At 61.6% G+C, this 20,812-nt stretch carries 31 protein-coding genes; 20 read left to right on the plus strand and 11 right to left on the minus strand.

The window, feature by feature from the left end:
* Positions 1-232 precede the first annotated feature (232 nt).
* The 7 genes from CN673_RS03105 (at position 233) to CN673_RS03135 (ending at position 6,466) form a co-directional block, all read left to right on the plus strand.
* Entirely contained in the window at positions 233-1,471 is a 1,239-nt protein-coding gene (locus CN673_RS03105; RefSeq protein ID WP_198585869.1) for a phage tail sheath protein, read from the plus strand.
* Positions 1,472-1,666: 195 nt separating this feature from the next.
* Positions 1,667-2,185, plus strand: coding sequence for a phage major tail tube protein (locus CN673_RS03110; RefSeq protein WP_099864740.1), 519 nt, complete (start codon positions 1,667-1,669; stop codon positions 2,183-2,185).
* A 3-nt stretch (positions 2,186-2,188) separates the two neighbouring features.
* Entirely contained in the window at positions 2,189-2,635 is a 447-nt protein-coding gene (locus CN673_RS03115; RefSeq protein WP_099864741.1) for a phage tail assembly protein, read from the plus strand.
* Position 2,636: 1 nt separating this feature from the next.
* On the plus strand, positions 2,637-4,646 hold the full coding sequence (locus CN673_RS03120) for a phage tail tape measure protein (protein WP_099864742.1): 2,010 nt from the start codon (positions 2,637-2,639) through the stop codon (positions 4,644-4,646).
* Positions 4,647-4,773: 127 nt separating this feature from the next.
* On the plus strand, positions 4,774-5,211 hold the full coding sequence (locus tag CN673_RS03125; RefSeq protein WP_099864743.1) for a phage tail protein: 438 nt from the start codon (positions 4,774-4,776) through the stop codon (positions 5,209-5,211).
* A 5-nt stretch (positions 5,212-5,216) separates the two neighbouring features.
* Positions 5,217-5,444, plus strand: a complete 228-nt coding sequence (locus CN673_RS03130) for a tail protein X (RefSeq protein ID WP_099864744.1) — start codon at positions 5,217-5,219, stop codon at positions 5,442-5,444.
* A 5-nt stretch (positions 5,445-5,449) separates the two neighbouring features.
* Entirely contained in the window at positions 5,450-6,466 is a 1,017-nt protein-coding gene (locus CN673_RS03135) for a phage late control D family protein (protein WP_099864745.1), read from the plus strand.
* A 7-nt stretch (positions 6,467-6,473) separates the two neighbouring features.
* Here CN673_RS03135 and CN673_RS03140 read toward each other — a convergent pair whose 3' ends face one another.
* Positions 6,474-6,716, minus strand: a complete 243-nt coding sequence (locus CN673_RS03140) for a hypothetical protein (RefSeq protein WP_157928778.1) — start codon at positions 6,714-6,716, stop codon at positions 6,474-6,476.
* Positions 6,717-7,924: 1,208 nt separating this feature from the next.
* Between CN673_RS03140 and CN673_RS03150 the strand changes: the two genes are divergently transcribed.
* The 4 genes from CN673_RS03150 to CN673_RS03165 are packed head-to-tail and all read left to right on the plus strand — an operon-like array spanning position 7,925 to position 9,814.
* Positions 7,925-8,689 carry a glycoside hydrolase family 108 protein gene (locus CN673_RS03150; protein WP_245409751.1) on the plus strand — a complete coding sequence of 255 codons (765 nt, stop codon included), beginning with the start codon at positions 7,925-7,927 and terminating at the stop codon, positions 8,687-8,689.
* Positions 8,689-9,210 (plus strand): 3TM-type holin, encoded by a 522-nt coding sequence (locus CN673_RS03155; protein WP_099864749.1) that lies wholly within the window; start codon positions 8,689-8,691, stop codon positions 9,208-9,210. The genes CN673_RS03150 and CN673_RS03155 overlap by 1 nt, the downstream gene beginning before the upstream one ends.
* A 17-nt stretch (positions 9,211-9,227) precedes the next feature.
* Positions 9,228-9,542 carry a hypothetical protein gene (locus CN673_RS03160; protein WP_099864750.1) on the plus strand — a complete coding sequence of 105 codons (315 nt, stop codon included), beginning with the start codon at positions 9,228-9,230 and terminating at the stop codon, positions 9,540-9,542.
* Entirely contained in the window at positions 9,539-9,814 is a 276-nt protein-coding gene (locus tag CN673_RS03165; RefSeq protein ID WP_099864751.1) for a hypothetical protein, read from the plus strand. Before CN673_RS03160 ends, CN673_RS03165 begins: the two co-directional genes overlap by 4 nt.
* 195 nt (positions 9,815-10,009) lie before the next feature.
* Here CN673_RS03165 and CN673_RS03170 read toward each other — a convergent pair whose 3' ends face one another.
* Both CN673_RS03170 and CN673_RS03175 read right to left on the minus strand, forming a co-directional pair.
* The gene (locus CN673_RS03170) at positions 10,010-10,306 is read right to left on the minus strand and encodes a hypothetical protein (RefSeq protein WP_099864752.1); all 297 of its coding nucleotides are present in this window, start codon (positions 10,304-10,306) and stop codon (positions 10,010-10,012) included.
* Positions 10,307-10,435: 129 nt separating this feature from the next.
* Positions 10,436-12,217 carry a DUF4214 domain-containing protein gene (locus CN673_RS03175; protein WP_099864753.1) on the minus strand — a complete coding sequence of 594 codons (1,782 nt, stop codon included), beginning with the start codon at positions 12,215-12,217 and terminating at the stop codon, positions 10,436-10,438.
* A 377-nt stretch (positions 12,218-12,594) separates the two neighbouring features.
* Between CN673_RS03175 and CN673_RS03180 the strand changes: the two genes are divergently transcribed.
* From CN673_RS03180 to CN673_RS03200, 5 genes are all read left to right on the plus strand, one after another.
* Positions 12,595-12,945 (plus strand): helix-turn-helix domain-containing protein, encoded by a 351-nt coding sequence (locus tag CN673_RS03180; protein ID WP_099864754.1) that lies wholly within the window; start codon positions 12,595-12,597, stop codon positions 12,943-12,945.
* 378 nt (positions 12,946-13,323) lie between these two features.
* Positions 13,324-13,830, plus strand: coding sequence for a YciE/YciF ferroxidase family protein (locus CN673_RS03185; RefSeq protein ID WP_099864755.1), 507 nt, complete (start codon positions 13,324-13,326; stop codon positions 13,828-13,830).
* A gap of 384 nt (positions 13,831-14,214) precedes the next feature.
* Complete coding sequence (locus tag CN673_RS03190; protein WP_099865041.1) at positions 14,215-14,424, plus strand: cold-shock protein; 210 nt, start codon at positions 14,215-14,217, stop codon at positions 14,422-14,424.
* 137 nt (positions 14,425-14,561) lie between these two features.
* On the plus strand, positions 14,562-14,786 hold the full coding sequence (locus CN673_RS03195; protein ID WP_099864756.1) for a hypothetical protein: 225 nt from the start codon (positions 14,562-14,564) through the stop codon (positions 14,784-14,786).
* 35 nt (positions 14,787-14,821) lie between these two features.
* Entirely contained in the window at positions 14,822-15,202 is a 381-nt protein-coding gene (locus CN673_RS03200) for a DUF6481 family protein (protein WP_099864757.1), read from the plus strand.
* A 36-nt stretch (positions 15,203-15,238) separates the two neighbouring features.
* On the opposite strand, the gene CN673_RS03205 is transcribed toward CN673_RS03200, so the two are convergent.
* The 5 genes from CN673_RS03205 to CN673_RS03225 form a co-directional block, all read right to left on the minus strand.
* On the minus strand, positions 15,239-16,003 hold the full coding sequence (locus CN673_RS03205; protein WP_099864758.1) for a Crp/Fnr family transcriptional regulator: 765 nt from the start codon (positions 16,001-16,003) through the stop codon (positions 15,239-15,241).
* Between the two features lie 86 nt (positions 16,004-16,089).
* Positions 16,090-16,332, minus strand: coding sequence for a DUF6894 family protein (locus CN673_RS03210; RefSeq protein WP_099864759.1), 243 nt, complete (start codon positions 16,330-16,332; stop codon positions 16,090-16,092).
* Between the two features lie 74 nt (positions 16,333-16,406).
* On the minus strand, positions 16,407-16,667 hold the full coding sequence (locus CN673_RS03215) for a hypothetical protein (RefSeq protein ID WP_099864760.1): 261 nt from the start codon (positions 16,665-16,667) through the stop codon (positions 16,407-16,409).
* A 5-nt stretch (positions 16,668-16,672) separates the two neighbouring features.
* Positions 16,673-16,927, minus strand: coding sequence for a hypothetical protein (locus CN673_RS03220; protein WP_099864761.1), 255 nt, complete (start codon positions 16,925-16,927; stop codon positions 16,673-16,675).
* Positions 16,924-17,148, minus strand: coding sequence for a hypothetical protein (locus CN673_RS03225; RefSeq protein WP_245409752.1), 225 nt, complete (start codon positions 17,146-17,148; stop codon positions 16,924-16,926). The genes CN673_RS03220 and CN673_RS03225 overlap by 4 nt, the downstream gene beginning before the upstream one ends.
* 247 nt (positions 17,149-17,395) lie before the next feature.
* Between CN673_RS03225 and CN673_RS03230 the strand changes: the two genes are divergently transcribed.
* On the plus strand, positions 17,396-17,695 hold the full coding sequence (locus tag CN673_RS03230) for a hypothetical protein (protein ID WP_157928779.1): 300 nt from the start codon (positions 17,396-17,398) through the stop codon (positions 17,693-17,695).
* 6 nt (positions 17,696-17,701) lie between these two features.
* Here CN673_RS03230 and CN673_RS03235 read toward each other — a convergent pair whose 3' ends face one another.
* Together CN673_RS03235 and CN673_RS21160 are read right to left on the minus strand one after the other, a co-directional pair.
* A complete protein-coding gene (locus CN673_RS03235) occupies positions 17,702-17,929 on the minus strand; it encodes a hypothetical protein (protein WP_157928780.1) in 228 nt (75 codons plus the stop codon).
* A 146-nt stretch (positions 17,930-18,075) separates the two neighbouring features.
* Positions 18,076-18,459 carry a hypothetical protein gene (locus tag CN673_RS21160; protein WP_157928781.1) on the minus strand — a complete coding sequence of 128 codons (384 nt, stop codon included), beginning with the start codon at positions 18,457-18,459 and terminating at the stop codon, positions 18,076-18,078.
* On the opposite strand from CN673_RS21160, the gene CN673_RS03245 reads away from it, so the two are divergent.
* The 3 genes from CN673_RS03245 (at position 18,424) to CN673_RS20810 (ending at position 20,010) form a co-directional block, all read left to right on the plus strand.
* The gene (locus tag CN673_RS03245) at positions 18,424-19,107 is read left to right on the plus strand and encodes a helix-turn-helix transcriptional regulator (RefSeq protein ID WP_245409753.1); all 684 of its coding nucleotides are present in this window, start codon (positions 18,424-18,426) and stop codon (positions 19,105-19,107) included. The genes CN673_RS21160 and CN673_RS03245 overlap by 36 nt on opposite strands.
* A 109-nt stretch (positions 19,108-19,216) precedes the next feature.
* Positions 19,217-19,858, plus strand: a complete 642-nt coding sequence (locus tag CN673_RS03250; protein WP_099864765.1) for an acyl-homoserine-lactone synthase — start codon at positions 19,217-19,219, stop codon at positions 19,856-19,858.
* A gap of 2 nt (positions 19,859-19,860) precedes the next feature.
* Complete coding sequence (locus tag CN673_RS20810; RefSeq protein WP_157928782.1) at positions 19,861-20,010, plus strand: hypothetical protein; 150 nt, start codon at positions 19,861-19,863, stop codon at positions 20,008-20,010.
* 72 nt (positions 20,011-20,082) lie between these two features.
* On the opposite strand, the gene CN673_RS03255 is transcribed toward CN673_RS20810, so the two are convergent.
* Entirely contained in the window at positions 20,083-20,742 is a 660-nt protein-coding gene (locus tag CN673_RS03255) for an SOS response-associated peptidase (RefSeq protein ID WP_099864766.1), read from the minus strand.
* Between the last annotated feature and the right edge of the window lie 70 nt (positions 20,743-20,812).

Below are 20,812 nucleotides of genomic sequence, written 5' to 3' on the forward strand. Positions count from 1 at the left end.
TTCTGCACGCTACCTGCTCCTTGTAGCGACCGCCACCGCAGGGCTGGGGGGACAACGGCGACGGTCGCACTACTGTCGGAAGTGCCGACATCTACCCGAATAGGTGGTGACGGCTGTTTGTTCCGCCGCCTGCGCGCGAATATTAGCGTTCATACCGATTGCCGGTCAACGTCCCGGCAGCGTCTGGCAGAAATGCCGGGCGCGCAGTTCCCTCACAACCAGGAGATTACCAATGCCCACTTTCGGCATGGCATTTTCGCGCCCTATGGACGAGCCCGTCCCGGTTCTTGGCGCAGACTTTTCCAAGATGCTGCTCATCGAGACATCGGAGGATGCCGACGAAGCCGCGTTTCCGATCGGAGAGGCGCGACGGTTCTCGTCCTCCGATGGCGAGACGGTCGCCAAGCTTGGCACCGGGCTGCTCGCCGATGCAGTTCGCGGCGTCAATGCGCAGCTGACCGGCGTCAACCGCGGCGCCGACATCACGGTCGTGCGGGTTGCGGAAGGCGCCGATGTCGGGGCGACGGCGGCGAACATCGTCGCCGCGCTCGGCAATGTCGCCGCCATCCCGTCGACCGTCAATGCGACGCCGCGGCTGATCTGGGCGGGGCGCACGTCCTATCGTCCTGAAGATCCGGAAACCCCCGGACAGTATCTGGTGAGCCCGGTCGTCACGGCACTCAGCCAGGCCTGCGAGACCTTGCTGGCGATTGCCGTCGTCGATGTCGACGACACCTCCAGCACGCAGGCGATCGATGACCGCGAGACGATGAGCTCGCAGCGGCTGATGCCGATCGCGGTTGCCGCCCGTGTCTATGAGGGCGAGAGTGTCGTTACCCGCGCCATGGGCCCGCGCATCCTCGGTCTCTTTGCCCGCGTCGACAACGAGAACGAGGGCAAGCCGTTCGACCCGATCGCCAACCGGGCGATCCATGGCCTTGCCGGTCTTTCCCGCGCCATCCAGTTCTCGCTGCTCGACGGCTCGACCGAAGGCCAGCAGGTGCTGGAAGCCAATGTCTCGATCGTCGTTCCGGGCGAGGTCAATGTCGATGGCGCGGTCGCCGATGGCGGCTTCACCTTCATCGGCACCGACAATGCCGACACGGGTGAGCTCTGGGAACAGATCCACCAGGTGCGCGGCGCCGATTTCATCACGGTCAAGCTGATCCAGATCATCCGCCAGTTCCTCGGCCGCAAGATCACGGCGGACCTCGTCGAGGCCTATATCAACTCGGTCCTCTTCATGCTGCGCGACCACAAGGCGGCGGACGACATCCTTGGTTACAACAAGGATGTGTTCATTCCCGCTGAGAACGCGCCGGAGAACATCCGGCTTGGCCGCATCAAGCTTGATCTCGGCATCGAGCCGGCGCCGGTCTTCAAGCGGGCCGATACCGATATCCGCCGCTACCGCCCCGCCATCGAGGGTCTCGTCTCGGAGATTATCGCCCGCCTCAACACGGTTGCCTAAAGCCTGACCTGATCTCCGCCATCGCGGGCTGCAAATGGCGGTCCCTGCGCTTCCGGTGCTCACGTACCTCCACGTACGCTGCGCTCCGGTTCTCGTGATCGCCATTTTCGCCACGCGCTGCCGAATTCAGCCTCAGGCTCAAAAGGCGAGCGCTCTTTGCCTGCCCGTTCGCTCAACCCTCCAAGGATCATCACCATGGCACAGCAGCCGCTACTCATCCTCACTGCCGTCGACGTGCGCCGGGCGACCGAAGCCGGGACGTCGCGGGCAACGACCATCTCGACGCTCACCATCCCACCGATCAACTTTGTCACCACCGAGCATTCACCAGGCGGCGGCGTGATGGCGGTGAACTTCACCCAGCCGCGCATCGAGGCGCTGGAGCCGACCTTTTCCTGCAAGGGGCTCGATCCGGAGGTCTTCCGCGGCATGGGGGTTGTCGACCGCTGGGTGTTCGCCGCTGTCTACAAGGACGCCAAGACCAATCGCGATATCGCGGCGCGCGGCATCATCGAAGGAGCGGTCACATCCTGGGAGCCGGACGAGAGCGATCCGACCGAACTGCAGGGTTCGGCCTATTCCTTTGCCGAGGTCACGCACCTGGAATTCAATCTCGGTGGGCGTGAGCTCATCTATTTCGACTTCTGGGAGCGGGCGGCGCGCCGTGACGGCGAGGATCTCTTCGCCAGCGTCCGCCGGGCGCTGGGGGCATAAGCTGTGCCGACACAAGACGACATGGAAGAGCGGGAGGCGGTGTTCGACCGCCTCCGCACCACCGAATGGGAGATCGGGCAGGATGACGACGCGCCAAAGCAGTTGAAGGAATCGGATGCCGGTGCCGAAGAGGCTGCTTCTCCTCCGCAGTCATCATCTGAACTCGCGCCGTTCCGCAACAGCGCCATCTACGCCTCCCGCCCTCCGGCGATGTCGATACCGCTTGCCTGGCCGTTCACGCTCGACGGTCAGCGCTATCGCCGCATCGACATTCGCCCGCCGGCGCGCGGCGATGTCGAGGCGGTTGTCTCCGGTGCACTGTCAGAGCTGGCGATGCATTCCCGGATGGCAGGCGTCAGCGAAGCCGTGATGCGGGCGCTGCGCTGGGACGATGCCGAGAAGGTCGCAGTCGCCGCCCGTTTCCTTGCCCCTGACCTGACGGATCGCTGACATGGCACGCCTATCCTCCGAGCTCGTCCTCTCGCTCAGAGACCGGTTCAGCCGTCCGGCGCGCGGTGTCGAGAACTCGCTCGATCGCCTGGAGCGGCGCACGCGGCGCAGCCAGCGACTGACGGCCGCCTCTGCCTATTCGATGGGGCAGGCGCGCTCGATGATGCTGGCCAGCGTCGCCGGTGTTGCCACACCGGCCGCGATTGGCCTTGCGACCAAGGAGGTCGTGTCGCGGACAGCCGACTTCGAAAGCGCGCTGACGGCGATCGAGAAGAAGGCCGGGACGACAGCGAATGAGACACGGGCACTCGGCGAAGAGATCAAGGATCTCGCAACATCAGGTGAACTGGCCGTTCCGATCGAAGAGATCGCCGCTGCCTATGAGCGCGGCGCTGCTGCCGGCATTCCGCTTGGCGAGCTGCGGGAGTTTGCGCGACTTTCCGCCATGGCCGCCGATGCCTTCGAGATGTCGGCCGAGGATGTCGGCAATGCGGCTGCGGGTTTTGAGACCAATCTCGATATTCCCATCGACCGGATGGAGAAGTTCTTCGACCTGATCAACGGGCTGGCCGACACCGGCATTGCCGACGAACGCGACATCGTCATGTTCCTCGACCGCGTTGGCAAGAAGCTGAATGATTTCGGGCTCGCCAACGAGCAAAGCGCGGCGCTCGGTGCCTCGCTCGTCAACATGAAGCTGCCGGCCGAAGTCGCGGCACGGGCGATGGATACGCTGACGACGAACCTTCTGACGCCGAAGCGCACCAAGCAGTCGCATGAAGCCTTCGAACAGCTCTATGAGGATGCGGACGACTTCACCGAGCTTCTCGAAGAGGATGCCAATGGGGCTTTGCTCGACTTCCTGAAGCGTGTCCAGAAGCTCGACAAGTTCAAGCGTGCCGAGATCCTCACCGGGATTTTGGGGCAGGGGTTCTCAGGCGAGGTCAGTGCGCTCTCGACCGGCATGGACGAGCTGATCCGCAATCTGACCTATGCGGCCGGCAATGACTGGTTCGGATCCCTCGGCAGATCCTATCAGGCGAAGCTCGACGACTTCTGGAGCCAGTGGCAGCTCTTGAAGAACGATTTTGGCGAACTCATCATCGATGTCGGCACAGCCGGCATGCCGGCTGCCAAGGCCCGGCTGCAGGATATCCGCTCGCTGATCAATGAGATCAGCAAGGGCCTCGAAAGCTTCGAGACGAAGATCGACACGCGCGAGCTCGGCCAGGCACAGGCCGCCGTTGGCGAACTGGCCGCGGCGATCGGCGAGCTGATGGGGATGGAGGGCGACGAGTCACCCGCCCAGGCGTTCTTCGAGAATCTGGCCGGTACGATCAACTCGATCAGCGATGGCATCAATGCCATTCGCGATGCCGGGCAGGCCCTCGGTCTTGTTGCGCCGGATGACGATACAGACATTGCCGTCCGGCGCAGGCGCGAGCGTCTCAGCCGGGACGTCCTCGGTGACCGCTTCACGGATCAGTACCAGAAGCCGGAAGTGAAGGTGACACAGGATCGCTTCGCCGACGCCGTCGAACACCTGGTTCTTGGCAATGAGGCACGCACAAAGGCCAATGCCGAGCGCCGGGCCAAACGGGCCGCCGCCGCCGCCGAACGCGAGGCCGCCTATCAGCGTAGCCGCATGACGGCAACGCAGGCCTACGCCATCTCCCATATGGGGGATGCGGGAACGGTCAAAATAGTGCAGCCGGGTGCAATTCCTCTCCCGACCCCGAAGCCCGACATCGCGCAGCCGGTGGAAGCGGAGGGCGTCAAGGCGTTGCTAAAGGCCGAGGAGATCGGCCATCGCATCAGCCAGGCCTTCAGCGTCACGGCAACGCCGACTATAGACGCAACCTCGATCCGCGCGGCAAAGCGCGAGGCGGATGCGCTGGAACAGGCGCTGAAGCGCATCGGCACGCTGAGCGACAGTGTCGACGCCTCGGTGAAGCGCTCGCGCATCGATTACGACGGCATCCACGCCGACACGACATATCCGGGGTATTGAGGATTGTTTGTCCTCACGGCCGCAACGCGCTGCGCGCTGGCCTGCGGACGGCGCCTCGCATCAGCTCGGACGGCCGTTCGGCCTTGCCGCCTGCGACGGTCATCCAACCATTTAGACTGAGGCGTTCATGTTGTTCCAGATCGGTACGGTGACGGTCGACACACGACCCTTCAATATCGAGGAGGTCGAGCGGACGGGCGCTGCCGACTATGCGGTGAAGCCCGTCATCGGGTCGCTGCCGTCGCGTGAGTTCATGGGCGAGGGAGACGATCGCATCGTCATCTCCGGACAGTTGCTGCCGCAAAAGGTCGGCGGACTGACCGAGCTCGAGGCGCTGCATGCCTTCCGTCGTGGCGGCGAGACGCTGCCTGTCATGCGCGGCGACGGCAAGATGTTCGGCTGGTTCGTCGTCGAAGAAATCCGTGAGGAGCACTCCGGCCTTTTCCGCGACGGCGTCGGCTCGGCACTCAAGCATTCGGTGACGCTGGCCAAATCGGCACCCGAGCAGGCGAGTGCGTCGATCGTCGGCGCGCTGGTCTCGCTGTTCAATGTGATCGGACGGTAGCCGCGATGCCGAAGCAGATCACCATCAGGGGTGAGGGCATCGTCCTCGACCAGATCCTGGCGGCTGAACTCGGGCCACGCCTTGCACGCGAGCTTCTGCCGGCGACGCTTGCCCTCAACCCAGGTCTCGCCGATCAGGGACCGTTCCTGCCGGTCGGCACTGTCGTTGTCATTCCTGACCGTCCGGGCCCAGTGCCTTTTGCCGCGCGGCCTGTCGTCCGGCTGTTCGGATAATCGTCATGGCGTGGACAGTCGACTGGCGCGTCACGATCGACGGATCGGATGTCAGCAGCTTCATGCGGCCGCTTCTGACGGCGATCGAGATCGTTGACCGGGATGGCACGGCCTCCGATGCGGCGCGCCTCACTTTCGACGACACGGGCGGGCAGTGTCTCCTGCCGCGCACCGGCGCGAAAGTGGGTATCTTCCTCAATGGCGTGTCCTGCTTCGACGGTGTCGTCGATTCCACGCCCTGGACGCTGACGCGTGGCGGCGGGCGGTTGCTGCAGGTGAACGCCAAGGGGTTCGATACGCGCGGCAAGGCAAAGGAGGGTCAGCGCTGGCATCTCGACGATGCCACGCTTGGCCATGCGCTGGACAAGGCTGCACGCCTGGCAGGCCTCTCCGGCATGATCGTTGACCCGGCTTTCGCCTCCATCATGCGCGATTACTGGTCGCCGGATGGGGTCTCGTTCCTGGCATGGGGCGAGAAGCTGGCGCGCCAGTTCGGCGCCACCTTCAAGATCCGCGGCGACCGGGCCGTGTTCGCCAGGCGCGGGCAGGGGTTGTCGGCCATTGGTCAAGCGATGCCGACGGTACGTGGCACGGTGCCGGGCAACGTCATCAGCATCAACATCGATCCGACACGCGGTCGTGCCCGCTACGGCAAGGCTCGTGCGCGCTACTTTGACCGCGAGACGGCGCAGTTCGTGGTGACGGAAATCGATATCGACGGCGCGGATCTCGATGCCATCGACGACATTCGTGGTTCTGCAGCCGACGAGACGCAGGCCCGGAGCTTCGCCGAAGCCCACAAGGTAAATGCCGAGCGCGATGCTGGCTCTGGCTCGGTCGAGATCGACCTCGCACCAGAAGCCCAGGCAGAAGGCACGTTCGTTCTTTCAGGCGCGCGACCGGGGATCGATGGCAGCTACCGCATCACCGGCGTGACGCACAAGGCGAACCGCGGTGGCGGGGCGACGACGGTGCTGGAGCTGAAGCAGCCAGGCAATGGCGCAGGGAAAGATGACCGCTGATAGTCCCTCAAGGCGATTCGTCAAAGATAGAGGCACAGCGCGACAGAGCGAAACCAACCGCAAGGGCGGTGAGACGCGGATCGCTCGCTGTTTCCGCATCAATGGCGATGTCCAGCGACCATCTGGCCAGCATCGCACGGAGCTGCTGATCGCTTGAATCGGATGTCATAGAGGTGTTCCGCCCGTCGATCAGCTTGCCTTGCTGAAAGGGCATGTGCCGGTTTGCAGGGCGCGCTTCGATATCCGGCATCCCGGTATAAACGTCTTCCATCCTGTTCTCTCCCAATCATCCGAACGGTGGAGGCCGAGCACGAAACAATCTCAGGCCGCGAGACAGTTTGCATGAACTCTGATTTAGAAAAATAAGATATACATTCAAAATGCAGCGCAGCTGAAGGGCTATCCCCGAAACTCACTGTCATTTTGATGTGTATCATCCCCCAAACGAACAGCGGTCGGATGGTGTCGTCGCCAAGCCGCAAGGAGACGGTGCGCAAGCTCGTCTTCGCCTGCTTGTCGAAGCAGCGCGACAATCATCTTGCTCGTCGTGTCGAAGGGAACAACGCCGTAACGCCAATAAGCGCCGAGGGACCTGTCGACGGACTCGACCAGCTCCGACAGATCGGAAAGCCTGGAGCCGGATAGGTCTTGCGTTGATACCAACGGCTCCGTCGCCGTGGAGATCCTGTGCAAGGCCCGGCGGGCTGCCGCTTGGCGGAACGTTGATACCCGCGCAGTTTCGAGCCGGCGAACCAGCCCGAGTACGTCCACGCGTTGCGGCTCGGTCAGCATTGGACGATCGCTCTCGTGGAAAAAGCGCGGCCGACGCAGTACCTTCAGCCGTGCATGCCCAACCTGCCGGAATATGGTTTCCAAGACGTAAACAGTCTGGACGACGTGCCTGAAAGATTAGGCCGTGGTGGCGACGGCCGCCTGGCGCTGGGGGGCAAAACCGATGCGTGCCGTCGCCTGCCAACGCCAAGCGCTGGCCCGCCAATCATGCGCTGACGTAAGGGCAGGTGGCAATGGTCCATCCGGACTGTCATGGAAAAAGCTCCGCCAGACATTCTGGCGGAGCAGTTGGCCGCCGCAATTGGGACCCGGCGGCAATGCGCGCTCAAGCGCGCACAGGGTTAGGTCAACGCCCAGATGGCGAGGGTGATGGTGAGGCCACAGGCTGCGATGAACAGGATGGCGCTCAAGAGTTCGGTTTCCATTCTACACCTCAATAGAGCAGTTCGGCCAGGTAGTGCAGGCCGATCCAGGTCAGGCAGGCAAAGACAAGCAAACCGACCGAAAGGATCAGTGTAGCACGCTCGATGCGCATGTCCTTCAGCTCCATTGTGCTGCCGACCAGCCTCCCAAGCGCCCGACAAGCCCGATGTTCCCGGTTCTCTCAGATGACCGGCAGGACATAACGACAGACGACATCCGATCTCATTCAATATGGAGAATACCATGGACCGCTTCAGCGTGTGCCATCCGATCACGGCTGCCTGGGAAGGGGGGTGGGCGGACCATCCCGACGATCCGGGCGGCAAGACCATGTATGGCGTGACGGAAGGCACCTATCATGGCTGGCTGAAATCGCGCGGTGAGCCGCCGCGGCCGGTCCGGCAGATCACCAAGGCCGAGGCGCTGGAAATCTACCGCGACAATTACTGGGCGCCGACGGCCGGACGCTACAATCTGGTGCCGGGCGTCGATCTTGCCACCTATGACGCATCGGTCAATTCCGGCGTCTCGCGCGGCGTCAAATGGCTGAAGGCGGCCGTCGGCTCCAACAACCACGCCGATACGGTGAAAGCCATCTGCCGCAAGCGGCTCGGCTTCATGCAGTCTCTTGCGATCTGGAAGACCTTCGGCCGCGGCTGGGGCAACCGCGTTGCCGACATCGAGGCGAAGGGCGTCAAAATGGCTCTCGAAGCGATGGCGGTCAGCAAGGCCTCGCGCAAACTGATCCTCAAGGGCGAGGCCGAGAGCGCCGAGCGCGACGAGAAGACCGCCAAGACGAATGCCGGGGCCAGCGGCACGGCCGGGGCGGCGAGCGGCGGCGCAGCCGCCGGCGGCGAGACGATCGATCCATCCACCTTCGATCCGACGACCGGCTGGATGCTTGCTGTTGCAGCCGTCTTCGCGCTCATCATCGCGGTGCATTTCATCGCCAAGGCACGCGCGGCGAAGGCCCGCAAGGCCGCCTATCAGCGGGAGGCGCGGATCTGATGTCGGCCATTGCCTCCCTCATCCTCGACGCGGCGATCAAGGTCGGCGCGCCGGTCGTCAAATCCATCCTTGCCGATCGCTTCGGCGCAGGCGGCGCGCTCGCCGGGACGGTCATCGACGCCGTTGCCGGCAAGGCCGGTGTGCCGCCGGAGGAGATCCCGTCGATAAACCCGAACGATCTGCAGGCGGCGGTGCGCCAGGTCGAAAAGGACTCGCCCGAGCTGGTGCTCGCCTATGTCGCGCAGCAGAAGGAAGCCAATCGGTTGATGCTGGCCGAGATGGAAAAGAGCGAGGGCTTCTTCGGCTGGGGCTGGCGGCCAAGCTGGATGTGGCTGCTCGGCGCGCTCTGGACCTGGGCGCTCATCGTCGCGCCGATCATCAAGGCAGCGCTCTGGCCCGGCATGGTGCTCGTCGACCTTGCCATGCTGCTCGGCGTCACCAGCCTCTATCTCGGGCTCTATATGGGCGGGCACACGATCAAGAAGACGGTCGGCGATCGTCGGCCGTCCGGCCTTTTCTAACCCATCAGCGGGGCACCATGGCTTTCGAGAATTGGACCGAGATGTGGAAGGAGATGGGTCAGCAGATCCAGCTCCTCACCGTCTCGGGCATTGCCGGCGCATTCTTCCGCGCAGTCCTGGCACCGGAGAAGGAGACGCGCAAGCGCATCGTCCAGGGCGTCGCCGGCGCGATCTCGGCCGTCTTCCTGGGCGGGATCGTCGCCAATGTCATCAACTCGTTCATGGATGGCGGCGCCTACGCCTATCTCGCGGCCGGCTTCATCATGGGGTCGGGCGGCGAGGTAGCGGTCAAGGCGTTTCAGGACCGCGTCTTTGGAGAGAAAAAGTCATGATGGCGCTCTGGTTCTTTCTCGACGCCGTCAGCTCCATCACGGTCATTCTCGCTTGCTGGTGGCTTGCCCATCAATACGGTGCAATGAAGACACGCTACAGGCGTCTCATGTCCATCGTCTACGCGCTGCTCGGCATCACGGTGCTGCTTTCGATGATGTTCCGCCTGGCCGGCCTCGATCCGGTGGCCGGCGGGGTCATAGTGAAAATGCTGATCACGTGCATTCTCATCTATGTCGTGCTGTTCATCCGGCGGAATTACGACATCGGTTGAGGGGCGGAGATGGTAGTGCGACCAAGACAGTGGTTTGGCGCAACGGGCGAGGCCGGACATGAAATGGCCCCCAGATTTTCCCCGATCTGAGGGCCAACTCAAGAGGAAACACGGTTTAAATGTCTCCAGTGACGTTGATACCTTTTAGCAGCTAGTCCGGCAATAGCATTCTGTGATTGCGCGGTAAGTAACCGGCTACCATTTGGTGCGGATCAGGGCATCCGTATCGCCGATGAGACCATAGGTCTCGCGAAAAATGGTTTCGGCTTTGTCAGGACCCGCTTCCGGCAGCTCATGCCGGCCGCCGCGCGGGAAATGGAGGGTCGTGTTGTCGAGACGATAGCCGACCTCATAGGGTTCCCCGCAACTGTCGTGGAACTGGTATTGCGTCGTTTCGCCCGTCTCGATGGGCGCGCGCTCGGGAAAGGTGCATTCGTCGGCAATAGCGGGGGAGGCGAATAGCGCTAGGGCAATAACGATTAAGAGATTCATGGTGGTGTGCTCCTGCGAAGAATGCCGCCTGACAGCTCTCGAATTAATTTTGGACGAAGGCGCAAAAGTGAATGGCCCCACCATCAAGAGATGGCAGGGCCAAAGCTTCATTACTCTTGCGTAAGACGATTAGGCAACGACGAAGTTCGTCGAGGCATCAAGATCAGCAATAGCCGTTCCAGTTACCTTCACCAGTGCATCGCCTGCATCAAGACCGTCAGCGGTACCGATTTCCGCATAGATGTAGGTGTCGCCGCCAAAGTCGAACAGCGAGTAGCCACCATTCGCCGTAACATCGGCAACCGCATCCGTGGCAGCAAACAAGTCGGCGGCACCACTAGCGGCGGCGTCGACGGTGTTTTGAAGAGTCCGCGCTCCAGTTACGATATCTGAAATATCCAACACATCATCATCAGCATTGAAGTCAGTGATCGTTACCAAGCTGTCGAGCAGATCATCATTATCGCTGGCTGCAAAAAGATTGCCGTCGGCGGCCGATGTCAAGACAAACGTGTCGCCCCCTGCACCACCGGTGAGGGTGGAAGCGATCGCAGCAGCACCAGCATCAATCGCAAAATTGATGGTGTCATCGCCGGCACCTGCATTGATTGAAACGGCATCAGCAGTGAGCACTGCATTATCCGCAGTCAACGTGTCATCACCGGAGCCGCCATTGAACGTCTCAAGCGCGGTGATCGCCGAAGCATCAATCGTCAAATCACCTGTGGAGCCGGAAGCATCAACAGTCTCAACGACAGCAACATCCGTCGTGAGGGTGACAGTACCGTCGGAAGTCAGGTTCAGACTGATAGTGTCGGTGGCAGTTGTACCAGATGTATCGACCGTCAATCCGCCCGTCGTGGCCACATCTCCTGAAACGGTAACCGACGTCAGGTCATCCGCAGTTGCCTCGAGCACTGTAACAACAGAACCTGATGTCACACCGTCCAGCGCTACTGCTGCTGTGGTCGTGCCGTCGCTTACCGTCACCGTATCTCCAGCCTCAACGACCGTATCACGGAAGCCAACAGTCAACCCTGCGCCAACGGCTGTGACAGCGCCTGCGTTATTGACTTGCCAAAGCTGTTCAGCACCCGCGGCAGCAAAGCTCGTTGCGGTGACCGCCGTACCGTTGGCAGCCTGCACAAGATTGAATACTTCGATGTTGCTCACGTCGACATTCGTAGGAAGACCGCCAAGCGCAAATCCAGCATTCGAAAGAACCGTGAGTGTGTCAGTGCCACCCGCGCCATCAATCGCATCGAATGTGTTGAGAGTTTCCGTAGCCCCACCGAAGGTGGCCTGGAAGGTATCGTTGTCAGCCGTGCCGACGAGTTGTTCGACTTCATCGGTCAGAGTAAAGGTTTCACCTTCGTCGCCCGGCAGGTCATCGCCGCCTTCAACGACTTCAGCTTCGATGTAGGCATCGACTTCAGCCTGGGTCGGAACGCTTTCCTCGGTTTCGTCGATGTCCGCCAAGAACGCACGACCAGCGTCGGCAGCAGCTTCGCCCTGGTAGGCGAGCAGTTCTTCGGCCGTGTCGATCGACGCGGTGAAGAGGTCAGCGGCTGCTTCCTTGTTCATTACCGTTGCGAGGTCGTCGCCGAGCGCGCCGTCATAGATGGCGATGGCGATCTGCTCGATCGACAGCTCGCCCGAGTTCAGGCGTGCGGACCAGTAGGTGAGACCTGCGAAATCAGCGTCGCGGCCGAAGAGCGAAACGTAGATCGAGTTGACGATCTCGACGTTGGTCATGCCTTCGAAGCGATCGAGATATTCCGGCTGACCGGCGAGCGCGCCGATGTTGGAGATGTCCTGACCGTTGTTGGTCGATTCATTGTAGAATTCGAGACCGAGCGGATCGGCCGGGCGCCCGAAAAGCGCGATGTAAATTCCCTGCACTGAAGCCATAATATCTTTCCTCTAGTGTTTCCGACCTTCGTGAGCGGAGGTGGCAACCGGGGTAGGTGCCGTTCGACCGAAGTGGTCAGGCTGTTGCGTAACTTCCTACCTCTACCCTGTCAATCGGAAATGTTCGTTTGGTTGAACTTCAGCATCTTTTTAGGTGCTGTAATACCCGTGGCTCTGCAACCTCAGACGTAGAATTGCCGCGCAAAACCGGGCTTTGCAGCGGTTCTGGCACTACCAGAGGGTGGAATCACGGAATATCTCGCGCACGTTAGAATCAATGTTGCTTTACCGTAAAGTGTGACTTATACGGGGGCATGTACTGGGGCGGGCTTTGAATTGCTCGAGGCATCCAAGATGGACTCAGTAAGGTGGCTTGAATGTTCGGACATCCACAGCAGGGCATGAATGCAGACGACGTGATGAAGCTGCGCCAGCAGGCCGGGCTTTATCTCAGGAGCCTTCGGGAAACGGCCGGATTGTCGCAGCGCGAACTCGCGAAACTGACCGATATCGGCTATTACAGTTTCATCTCGCAGATCGAGAGCGGCCGCGGGCGCGTGCCGCCGGAAAAGTATCAGATGTTCGCCGATGCGCTGCAGGTTGACGCCAAGCAGTTCGTCATGCAGCTGCTGCGCTATTATGATCCCCACACTTTCCGCATTCTCTGTCCGCCTATTCCCCGCGGCAAAGCGGCGAGAGCGAAGCCGGTTAGCCAGCAAGAGGACTAGGACTGGTTGAACCGTCGCCAGAGAGCCCCGTTTAGCGGGGCTTTTTTTGTGCTGTCCGGATCATGAAGGTGGGCCGAATGACAGCGCCGGCAATATGGTGTGCCGCCCCGTCCTTGCGGCGAAAGCCCGATTTTCGCGAGCGCGCATACAGCGAAGCCGCGTCATGCCGGTTTACTCATGGACAGGCCACGGCTTCGCCGGCCCCGGTGGCGGCCGGGGCCATCGTCATGTGTCGTGTAAAAAATTTTCGGCAATAGGTTTCACGCGGAGGTGATGGTCGGGCAGAAATTATTGGCTTGGCGGAACAGCGCCGCAGGCTCGCAGTTTGGTGCTGCCGGCCGCATATCCGCGACCGCCAACCAAAAAGGGACATCTACCATGGCCAAAGAAAAGACGCTGGACGATCTCTTCCACGACACGCTGAAAGACATCTATTACGCCGAGCGCAAAATCCTGAAGGCGCTGCCCAAAATGCAGCGCGCGGCGCAGTCTGACGAACTGAAGGCCGCCTTCGAGAAACACCGCGACGAGACCGAAGAGCATGTGACGCGGCTCCAACAGGTTTTCGAGCTGATCGGCAAGCCGGCGCGCGGTAAGACATGCGATGCGATCGAGGGCATCATCTCGGAAGGCGAGGAGATCATGGACGAGTTCAAGGGAACGGCGGCGCTCGATGCCGGTCTCATCTCCGCCGCCCAGGCCGTTGAGCACTATGAAATGACGCGCTATGGCACGCTGAAGCGCTGGGCGACTGAGCTCGGCATGAAGGATGCTGCGAAACTTCTCGATGCGACTTTGCAGGAAGAGATGAAGACCGACGGCGATCTGACGAAGCTGGCCGATGCCGGCGCCAACGATCGCGCGAAGGCCAGCAAAGCGGCGTAGACCTTCTAGACGTTGGCGCCCGCTATGGCGTTCTATGGAGCCGGGGCAGCGTCTCGGCTCTTCAATTAAACCAGTGGTTGTTCCATCTGGATTGCGGATGCCGATCCAAAATGCATGCATGTTCCCTGCACTTCCGCCTGGAACGCGATCTTGTGGGCTGTTGCACCGCGGTCATGTTGCCAGCGTTTTCGATGCTGGGCCGGCACACGTTGACATTCGCGAGCCTATCCACTATTTGCGGCTGATCGATATTTGCTTGCCGAGCTTTGGTTATCGCGCGATTGGCACCGCGCCCTGAACAGACCTCTCTTTCAAAAATCGCGCCTACCCATCTCGTCGCAGTCGCGGCGGGGGGAATTTCAGTTTGCTATGAGAGGGTTCATCATGACCACTGGCACCGTTAAATGGTTCAATTCCACCAAGGGCTTCGGCTTCATTCAGCCGGATGATGGCGGACAGGATGCATTCGTCCACATCACCGCGGTCGAGCGCGCCGGTATGCGCGCCATCGTCGAAGGACAGAAGATCAACTACGAGATTGAGCGCGACGCCAAGTCGGGCAAAATGTCGGCCTGCAATCTTCAAGCCGCTTAATCATGTCTCTGCTCTCGTTTTCCTTGGTCCGTTCGACCTGGTCGAGAGCATGAGTTCCAGGAAGGTCAGGCCGTTCGCCTGACCTTTTTTGTTGCTGCTCCTATCAGCGAGCGTAGCCATACGAATCGTGACATCCCATGACACAAGAATACAGCAAGGCGCGGCAACTGGCCGAAACCGCCTTCAGCAAGACGCAATCACAGTTCCTCGCAAAAGGTCGCGCCCGCACCGAAGTCGAGACATTGGTCGACGCGCGGGCAGAAAAAACCCTGCGCCTTAAAAGAGCGCGGCTTGCCAAGGAACAAAGCGATCGCAGCCGTGTCGCAGCCGCGCTGGTATCCCGGCGCGCCGCTTCCGCCTGACGCTCGCAGACCAAAAACATCACCGGAACCTTATCTTGAAGAACAACAAACTCCCCGATTTTTCCGACCGACGCACCGCCGCAGCCGAGGCAAAGGCCGCTCAACTGCAGGCCCACCGCGCGGCTCAGCAAGCCGCAGAGCCGATGCGGCTTCAGCGACAGGCAGAGCGCCTGGCGGTGGCCGAGGCCCGCGACGCAAGACGGGAAGAGCGCCAGCGCATCAAGCGCGAGGAAGAGGAGCGGATTGCCGCCGAAGCCCTTGCGCAGCAGGCTGCCCTCGAGGCGGCTGCGAAAGCGGAGAGTGACGCACGCGAGAAGGCGGAAGGCGACCGCATTTCACGAGTGGTGGAGGATGAAGTCGCGCGAAAGGCGGCGCGCGATCTGCGCTACGCCAATCGCAAGGCGCGGCAGAGCTGAGGCCGAAAGCCCGCTCGCCCATTCGGACAAACCCCGTCACCGCGCAACCCGTGCGCGACGGGGTGATCGTTGCTCACTCATACTAAGGCGAAGATATTCGCCTGAAAATTGGGCGAGCTCCTTAAGCGCTGTCGGGCGGAGGATCTGGATCTCGCGCTGCTGCCAGTCGAGAAGTCCACGCTCGCACAGCAACTTTATCGTTCTGTTCACATGCACCGAGGAGAGACCAAGCATATCGGCAAGGTCGATCTGCGTGGCCGGCAGGGAAAAGCGGTGGTCATCGGCAAGGCCTGCGGCGTTTAATCGCTCATAAAGTTCGCAGACCAAATGCGCCAGATGCTGGTCCGCCGCCAGGCGACCGAGTGCCGAAATCCAGGCGCGGCCGATGGCGGCATCCTTGACCGTGAGACGCCAGAACAGCCACATCAAATGGGGGCTCTCGTCGACGAGATGCTGCAGCTCCTCATGCGGAACGCTCGCCACCTTGCAGGGGCCAAGAGCGGACACCTCGTGATCCATCTCCTCAAGATGCAATGAATGGAGATCGACGAAATCACCGGCAATGTGGATCGCGGAAACCTGCCGGGCGCCATCTTCCATGAAGTGCACGCGCGCGGCAAAACCATCGACCACCACACAGCTTTCCGTCGGCTGGCTCCCCTCGGCGACGATTGTTTCGCCCTCGCCGAATGTTCGGGTGCGGAATGAAAGGGCGCGCAGGCGTGCCTCGTCTTCGGTCGGCAGTGTCCCTTCGATGTGTAGAGCTGTTAAGAGCGGTTGGACCGCATCGTTGCTGTCCATTGCGATCTCCCTGGATTGACGTGTTTGTCGCGCACAACGTCAACGCAGGGCCTCGCTGCGTGCTCCATCCATCGTTCCGAAAGTGATCACGTTCGGTTAAAGCCAACTCTTGCCGAGGTCAGAACGAAGCGGGCGAGGGGCTCATCCTGTTCATCTCGAATTTCAATCACCAGCGATCCGAGGTGATTGTCGAGCAGCCGCTCTCTGATCAGATCCGCCAGCGCATGGCGGGCCATTGCCTCCGCCTCGTCAGCGTGCTGGAGTTCTACGCCCTCATCATCGGGGAAAAGCTCCGTGTCCTCGATCGTGTCGAAATAATAGATCGGCATGAGGACTCCTGCCGCGAATCAAAAAGAGCGAACGTGGGCCGCTCCTTAATGTTCCGGCATATTGGACCGACGCCTCAGCGTCGATACTGAATCCGCTCGGCGCGCCATATGATTTCATCCTTGCAATAGACGGGGCCGCTGCAGAATTCGGCCGAAGGCCGTTCATTCTGGCAGACAGAGCAGCGCATCGGCAGGCGGTGGGGCGAGCGGCCCCGGCCAACCGCCATGATCATGTCATCGATGCGAAAGAGAGCGCTGTGCGAACAGCGGCGGCAGGTCACGCGCAGATGGCTGAAATGGCGCTCGGCATCGCCAAGCGTCCTGAGCGTGCGCATCGCGATCAGGCTCCGGTGCCATCCATCAACACGCCGATCGTCCGGCCGGCGCAGCGCTCGGCCTCGGCCCGATCGGCAAATCGATAGACGAGCCATTCGACACCCTCGATCTGCATCCGCTCGGCGAAGCGATAGACCGTGCGGCAGCCGGCAACGATCGAGACGTCTGTGCCGGCGATCAGCGCTGCCTCAACGCGAACACGATAGGGGTACCGATGACGGATCAGGCTTGTCGGATCGGCGCCACGTGACCGGCTCACCTCGCCAGTCGCTCATGTGTCGGCAACCAGCCGCGGACAAAGCCGTAGGACACGGTGAGGCTGGCATAGGCGAGGCGCTGCTGAAGGTAATCGACATCGGCAAGGAGCCCCGCGATCGCGGCGCGGGTGTCACCCTGGTGGGCTGCCAGTACGCGCTTGATCGGGTCTTTCTCAGCGCTGCTCTCGAGGGGCTCGTTCGCCATTTCCCTTTCATCGCTCATCGGTGCTTCTCCATAGCTTCGCCGGCGCCGTGGTAGGGGACCCGCGACGCCCGTCGGTCTTTCGATAGGCTTATGTTCCTATTTTGTTCCCCCATCTGAGCTGAGTCAATCCGCTTTCTGCGCTGTTCAGCCGAGCGGCCTGGCCCGTCGACGCGCGGTGGCAGTTAACCAGGGTCACAACGATTGATTGAATCATCGATCCCGAACCGTTAAAGCCTCGTCAGGGGCGTCTGGGAGTTGTCTCATCATGAAGCAGGCGATGGCGCTCCGGGCGCATATCAAATCTCAAACGGATGTTGACGCGGCTGCCGGCATCGACGTTCGCAGAATCGCCGTGGAACAGAGGGGGTCGAGGACCTGCGGCGCGGAGGCGACGCTGTTCCTGCACGCCTATGAAGACTTTGAACGGGCACTCGTTGCCGGCGTGCCAATGAGGGAACGCGAAGTGAGGCGCAGGTCAGCCCTTGCAGCCTTCGACGCGCTCTTGCTGGCACTTGGCTATCCGAAGCCATCGCAGCAGCAGCCCCCCTCTATCCCCCGCCAATGACGGATTTCAGTTGAGCCGGGTCGCGCGCACCATGAGATCGAAGGCGGTGAGGCAGGCGGCACGTCGTTGCTCGCGCGTCTTTGAGCGTGCACCGACAATAATCGCCCGCTCGAAACGCTCGAACATCATCAAGAAATGCCGCGCGCTTTCGGATCGATCCGGAATGTCGATGAGCGAGAAAGCAAAACGGCGGATCGCCAGGCCGCAATCGGGTTCGACGTGCAACTGGCTCATAATCCGCGCCCGGATACGATCGCTCTCCGAACCATGATCCAGCTGGTGTGCTTCGCCGGTGGGGTAGTGGCCAAACATCGCCTTTTCGCGTCTCCCTTAATAGGGGCACGCTTTAGCGCAACTGGGTGGGGAGGGAAAGCGCGGCTTCAGCCGGGCGAAGCAAGCCGCTGATAGACGCTGACCCAGAAGGCGGCTCCGGACCGGTCGTCGGTGCGCTCGGCAATCAAGGCACGCAACAGCGCTTCGGCAGGGGCCAGTTCCCCGAAGCTCGACGATAAAGTCATCACCGCCTGCTCAACAAGGTTCGAGGATGGTGGAACGTTTGCGTTCATGGTCTCCGCAATGGTTTCCGCCGGGCCGCTCCTGCGCACAAAGCATATGTTGCCCTCTTGGCCAATCCCCACAATTGTAGGTATCGTAACCTTGGGATTGCAGAGAGGGTTTTCCGTTTGGCTGAACGGGACGATCAGCTGGCCGCCGAATGTGCGGCTACGGTGAGTGCAGCGGACAGCGTCGATCGCGCCGTCCATCTCATCCGCGACATGCTGCGTTTCGACCACTGCACCTATCATCTCGCCTGGACGATCGACGCCAAGCTCGACGCGCCCTTCGTCAAGAGCACCTATTCGGAAACCTGGCTCGGCCGCTACATCATGCGGCGCTATGTGAATGTCGACCCAGTCGTCATCCATGGCTTCCAACGGCAGCTGCCGTTCTTCTGGAGCGACCTGCCGCTCGACCCGAAGGCCGAGGCCTTGATGGTGGATGCCATTGCGCATGGCGTCGGCATGCAAGGCTATACGATCCCGATCGTCGACCGCTCGCGCCGGCGCGCCATCCTTTCGGTCACCGGCCACGAGGACGATCCGCAGGCCTGGCTCTCGTTCATCGACCGGTTCAAGATGGGGCTCAACGAGATCGCCCATTCGCTGCACAAGATGGCGGTGCGCGAGATCTATGGCGAGGACACCGTGCCGCTCCTCGGGCCGCGCGAGATCGAATGCCTGATCTGGTCGGCGCAGGGCAAGTCGCACAAGGATATCGCGACGATCCTCAGCATCAGCGAGCATACGGCGCGCGGTTACCTGACCACGGCGCGGCTCAAGCTCGACAGCGCGACGATCGCCCAGGCCGTCGCAAAGGCGATCAAACTCAACTTGATCGACGAGCCGGTATAGTCGCTCCCTACAAATGTAGGGAGTACAAATCGAGGGGTCGATCTGCGGGAATTTTCCATTACTTCGACCGCTGGCAATCTCTGCTCCATCGAAACGAAAGGGGCAGCAGATGTTTCAGATCCTCCAGGCGCCGTACCTTCCCTCGCAGGCCAACCTGCTCGACCGGATGTTTCGCCTCCGCAAGCGGGTCTTCGTCGACCAGCTGCAGTGGTCGGTCTCGGCAATCAATGGCCGCGAGCGCGATTGCTATGATGATTGCCAGCCCGTCTATATCCTGTGGACCGACGATCTGACCGGCGAGCTCCTCGGCTCGACACGGCTGATGCCGACGACCGGCCCGACGCTGATGTACGACGTTTTCCGCGATACGTTTCCGCACGGCGCTGCGCTCGAAGCACCGGGCATCTGGGAAGCAACGCGGACCTGCGTCGACGCCGAAGCCCTAGCACGCTGCCAGCCTGACCTCTCCGCCTGTGAGGCTTTCGGCCGTCTTTGCCTCGCCATCGTCGAGTGCGGGCTGCAGCACGGCATTCACACCGTCGTCTCGAACTATGAGCCGCACATGATGCGGATCTACCGCAAGGCGGGCCTCATCGTCGATGAGCTCGGCCGCGCCGATGGATATGGCCGCCGCCCGGTGTGCTGCGGGGCCTTCGCCATCACCACCGACGTCGCCGGGACCGTGCGCGCGCAGCTCGGCGTTTCCGAAACCCTGATCACTCTTCCCGCAATGGATAAAATGGCCGCGTAACCATGGAAGTCAGAATCCCGAACAAGACCGTCCACCTCATCCAGGAGGCACTCGCCAACGCCAAGAGAGACGATCCGAAATCCCTGCTGGTCTACCTCCTGGAGATGGCCTTCGCCGAAGCCGCCAGCAAGACGGACGACGACGAGAATTAGCGGCGGACCTCCCAAGGCCGCAGAAGGGGTCCGCGCGTCACGCTCCAGGACGCGCGGGTCTTTTCGATTGCGTCAGCTTGTCACTTCATCCTTGCGCTCGCCCTTGGCGACGATCTGCAGCGCATCATTGGGGAGGGCGCGCTGAAGGCTTGATGCCTCGGCCCAATCGGCGCGCAGCCAGACATCCATTTCTTCGGGAGTCGTCAGGATCACGGGCATCGCTTTCGGATGGACCGCACCAACGACGGCGTTGGGCTCACAGGTCAGGAAGCCATAAAGATCGGTGTTTACTTCGCCCTCCTTGACCTTCCGTATCGACGTCCAGTTGGTCCAGATCCCGGCGAACATCATCAGCGGGCGGCTCTCGTCGGCCGCGAACCAGACCGGTACCTTCTTCCCGTCGATCGTGTCGTATTCGGAAAACGACGTGAACGGCACGAGACAACGGCTTTCGACGCCGAGCCAGCGGCGCCAGTGCGGCGACTTGACGTTGCGGATGTTGGTAACGCCGCTGTCGGTCTTCTTGCCCTCGAGGAACTTCGGCGGCGTCGGCATGCCCCAGCGCGCCATGACGAGCTCGCGGTCGCCGTCCGAGCCGTTGCGCACGATCGGCGCGGGATAGTCAGGAAAGATGCCGGGCAGGGGCGGTAGATTGCCTGACTGATCCCGCATGGCGCGGGAAAGCGCGATGATCGCCGCCTGGCCCTTGGTAAGGGAATAGAGATTGCACATGGCGGGAGAATGCCCGAGAGCGGTGCGCTGCGCCAGTCCTCGATGGCTGTGGGGCGCAGTCTGTCGTGAG

The sequence above is a fragment of the Neopararhizobium haloflavum genome (genome assembly GCF_002750855.1).
GTDB classification, from domain to species: Bacteria; Pseudomonadota; Alphaproteobacteria; order Rhizobiales; family Rhizobiaceae; genus Georhizobium; species Georhizobium haloflavum.

Excerpts from the sequence above, each read along its gene's own strand:
- CN673_RS03195 (WP_099864756.1), top strand. The coding sequence starts at position 14,562 with ATGACACAAGAATACAGCAAGGCGCGGCAACTGGCCGAAACCGCCTTC.
- CN673_RS21160 (WP_157928781.1), bottom strand. The coding sequence starts at position 18,459 with ATGGACGGCGCGATCGACGCTGTCCGCTGCACTCACCGTAGCCGCACA.
- CN673_RS03175 (WP_099864753.1), bottom strand. The coding sequence starts at position 12,217 with ATGGCTTCAGTGCAGGGAATTTACATCGCGCTTTTCGGGCGCCCGGCC.
- CN673_RS03105 (WP_198585869.1), top strand. The coding sequence starts at position 233 with ATGCCCACTTTCGGCATGGCATTTTCGCGCCCTATGGACGAGCCCGTC.
- CN673_RS03110 (WP_099864740.1), top strand. The coding sequence starts at position 1,667 with ATGGCACAGCAGCCGCTACTCATCCTCACTGCCGTCGACGTGCGCCGG.
- CN673_RS03190 (WP_099865041.1), top strand. The coding sequence starts at position 14,215 with ATGACCACTGGCACCGTTAAATGGTTCAATTCCACCAAGGGCTTCGGC.
- CN673_RS03135 (WP_099864745.1), top strand. The coding sequence starts at position 5,450 with ATGGCGTGGACAGTCGACTGGCGCGTCACGATCGACGGATCGGATGTC.
- CN673_RS03130 (WP_099864744.1), top strand. The coding sequence starts at position 5,217 with ATGCCGAAGCAGATCACCATCAGGGGTGAGGGCATCGTCCTCGACCAG.
- CN673_RS03205 (WP_099864758.1), bottom strand. The coding sequence starts at position 16,003 with ATGGACAGCAACGATGCGGTCCAACCGCTCTTAACAGCTCTACACATC.
- CN673_RS03210 (WP_099864759.1), bottom strand. The coding sequence starts at position 16,332 with ATGCCGATCTATTATTTCGACACGATCGAGGACACGGAGCTTTTCCCC.
- CN673_RS03185 (WP_099864755.1), top strand. The coding sequence starts at position 13,324 with ATGGCCAAAGAAAAGACGCTGGACGATCTCTTCCACGACACGCTGAAA.
- CN673_RS03180 (WP_099864754.1), top strand. The coding sequence starts at position 12,595 with ATGTTCGGACATCCACAGCAGGGCATGAATGCAGACGACGTGATGAAG.
- CN673_RS03250 (WP_099864765.1), top strand. The coding sequence starts at position 19,217 with ATGTTTCAGATCCTCCAGGCGCCGTACCTTCCCTCGCAGGCCAACCTG.
- CN673_RS03215 (WP_099864760.1), bottom strand. The coding sequence starts at position 16,667 with ATGCGCACGCTCAGGACGCTTGGCGATGCCGAGCGCCATTTCAGCCAT.
- CN673_RS20810 (WP_157928782.1), top strand. The coding sequence starts at position 19,861 with ATGGAAGTCAGAATCCCGAACAAGACCGTCCACCTCATCCAGGAGGCA.
- CN673_RS03230 (WP_157928779.1), top strand. The coding sequence starts at position 17,396 with ATGAAGCAGGCGATGGCGCTCCGGGCGCATATCAAATCTCAAACGGAT.
- CN673_RS03165 (WP_099864751.1), top strand. The coding sequence starts at position 9,539 with ATGATGGCGCTCTGGTTCTTTCTCGACGCCGTCAGCTCCATCACGGTC.
- CN673_RS03155 (WP_099864749.1), top strand. The coding sequence starts at position 8,689 with ATGTCGGCCATTGCCTCCCTCATCCTCGACGCGGCGATCAAGGTCGGC.
- CN673_RS03160 (WP_099864750.1), top strand. The coding sequence starts at position 9,228 with ATGGCTTTCGAGAATTGGACCGAGATGTGGAAGGAGATGGGTCAGCAG.
- CN673_RS03235 (WP_157928780.1), bottom strand. The coding sequence starts at position 17,929 with ATGAGCCAGTTGCACGTCGAACCCGATTGCGGCCTGGCGATCCGCCGT.
- CN673_RS03150 (WP_245409751.1), top strand. The coding sequence starts at position 7,925 with ATGGACCGCTTCAGCGTGTGCCATCCGATCACGGCTGCCTGGGAAGGG.
- CN673_RS03225 (WP_245409752.1), bottom strand. The coding sequence starts at position 17,148 with ATGAGCGATGAAAGGGAAATGGCGAACGAGCCCCTCGAGAGCAGCGCT.
- CN673_RS03255 (WP_099864766.1), bottom strand. The coding sequence starts at position 20,742 with ATGTGCAATCTCTATTCCCTTACCAAGGGCCAGGCGGCGATCATCGCG.
- CN673_RS03140 (WP_157928778.1), bottom strand. The coding sequence starts at position 6,716 with ATGCCGGATATCGAAGCGCGCCCTGCAAACCGGCACATGCCCTTTCAG.
- CN673_RS03170 (WP_099864752.1), bottom strand. The coding sequence starts at position 10,306 with ATGAATCTCTTAATCGTTATTGCCCTAGCGCTATTCGCCTCCCCCGCT.
- CN673_RS03120 (WP_099864742.1), top strand. The coding sequence starts at position 2,637 with ATGGCACGCCTATCCTCCGAGCTCGTCCTCTCGCTCAGAGACCGGTTC.
- CN673_RS03125 (WP_099864743.1), top strand. The coding sequence starts at position 4,774 with ATGTTGTTCCAGATCGGTACGGTGACGGTCGACACACGACCCTTCAAT.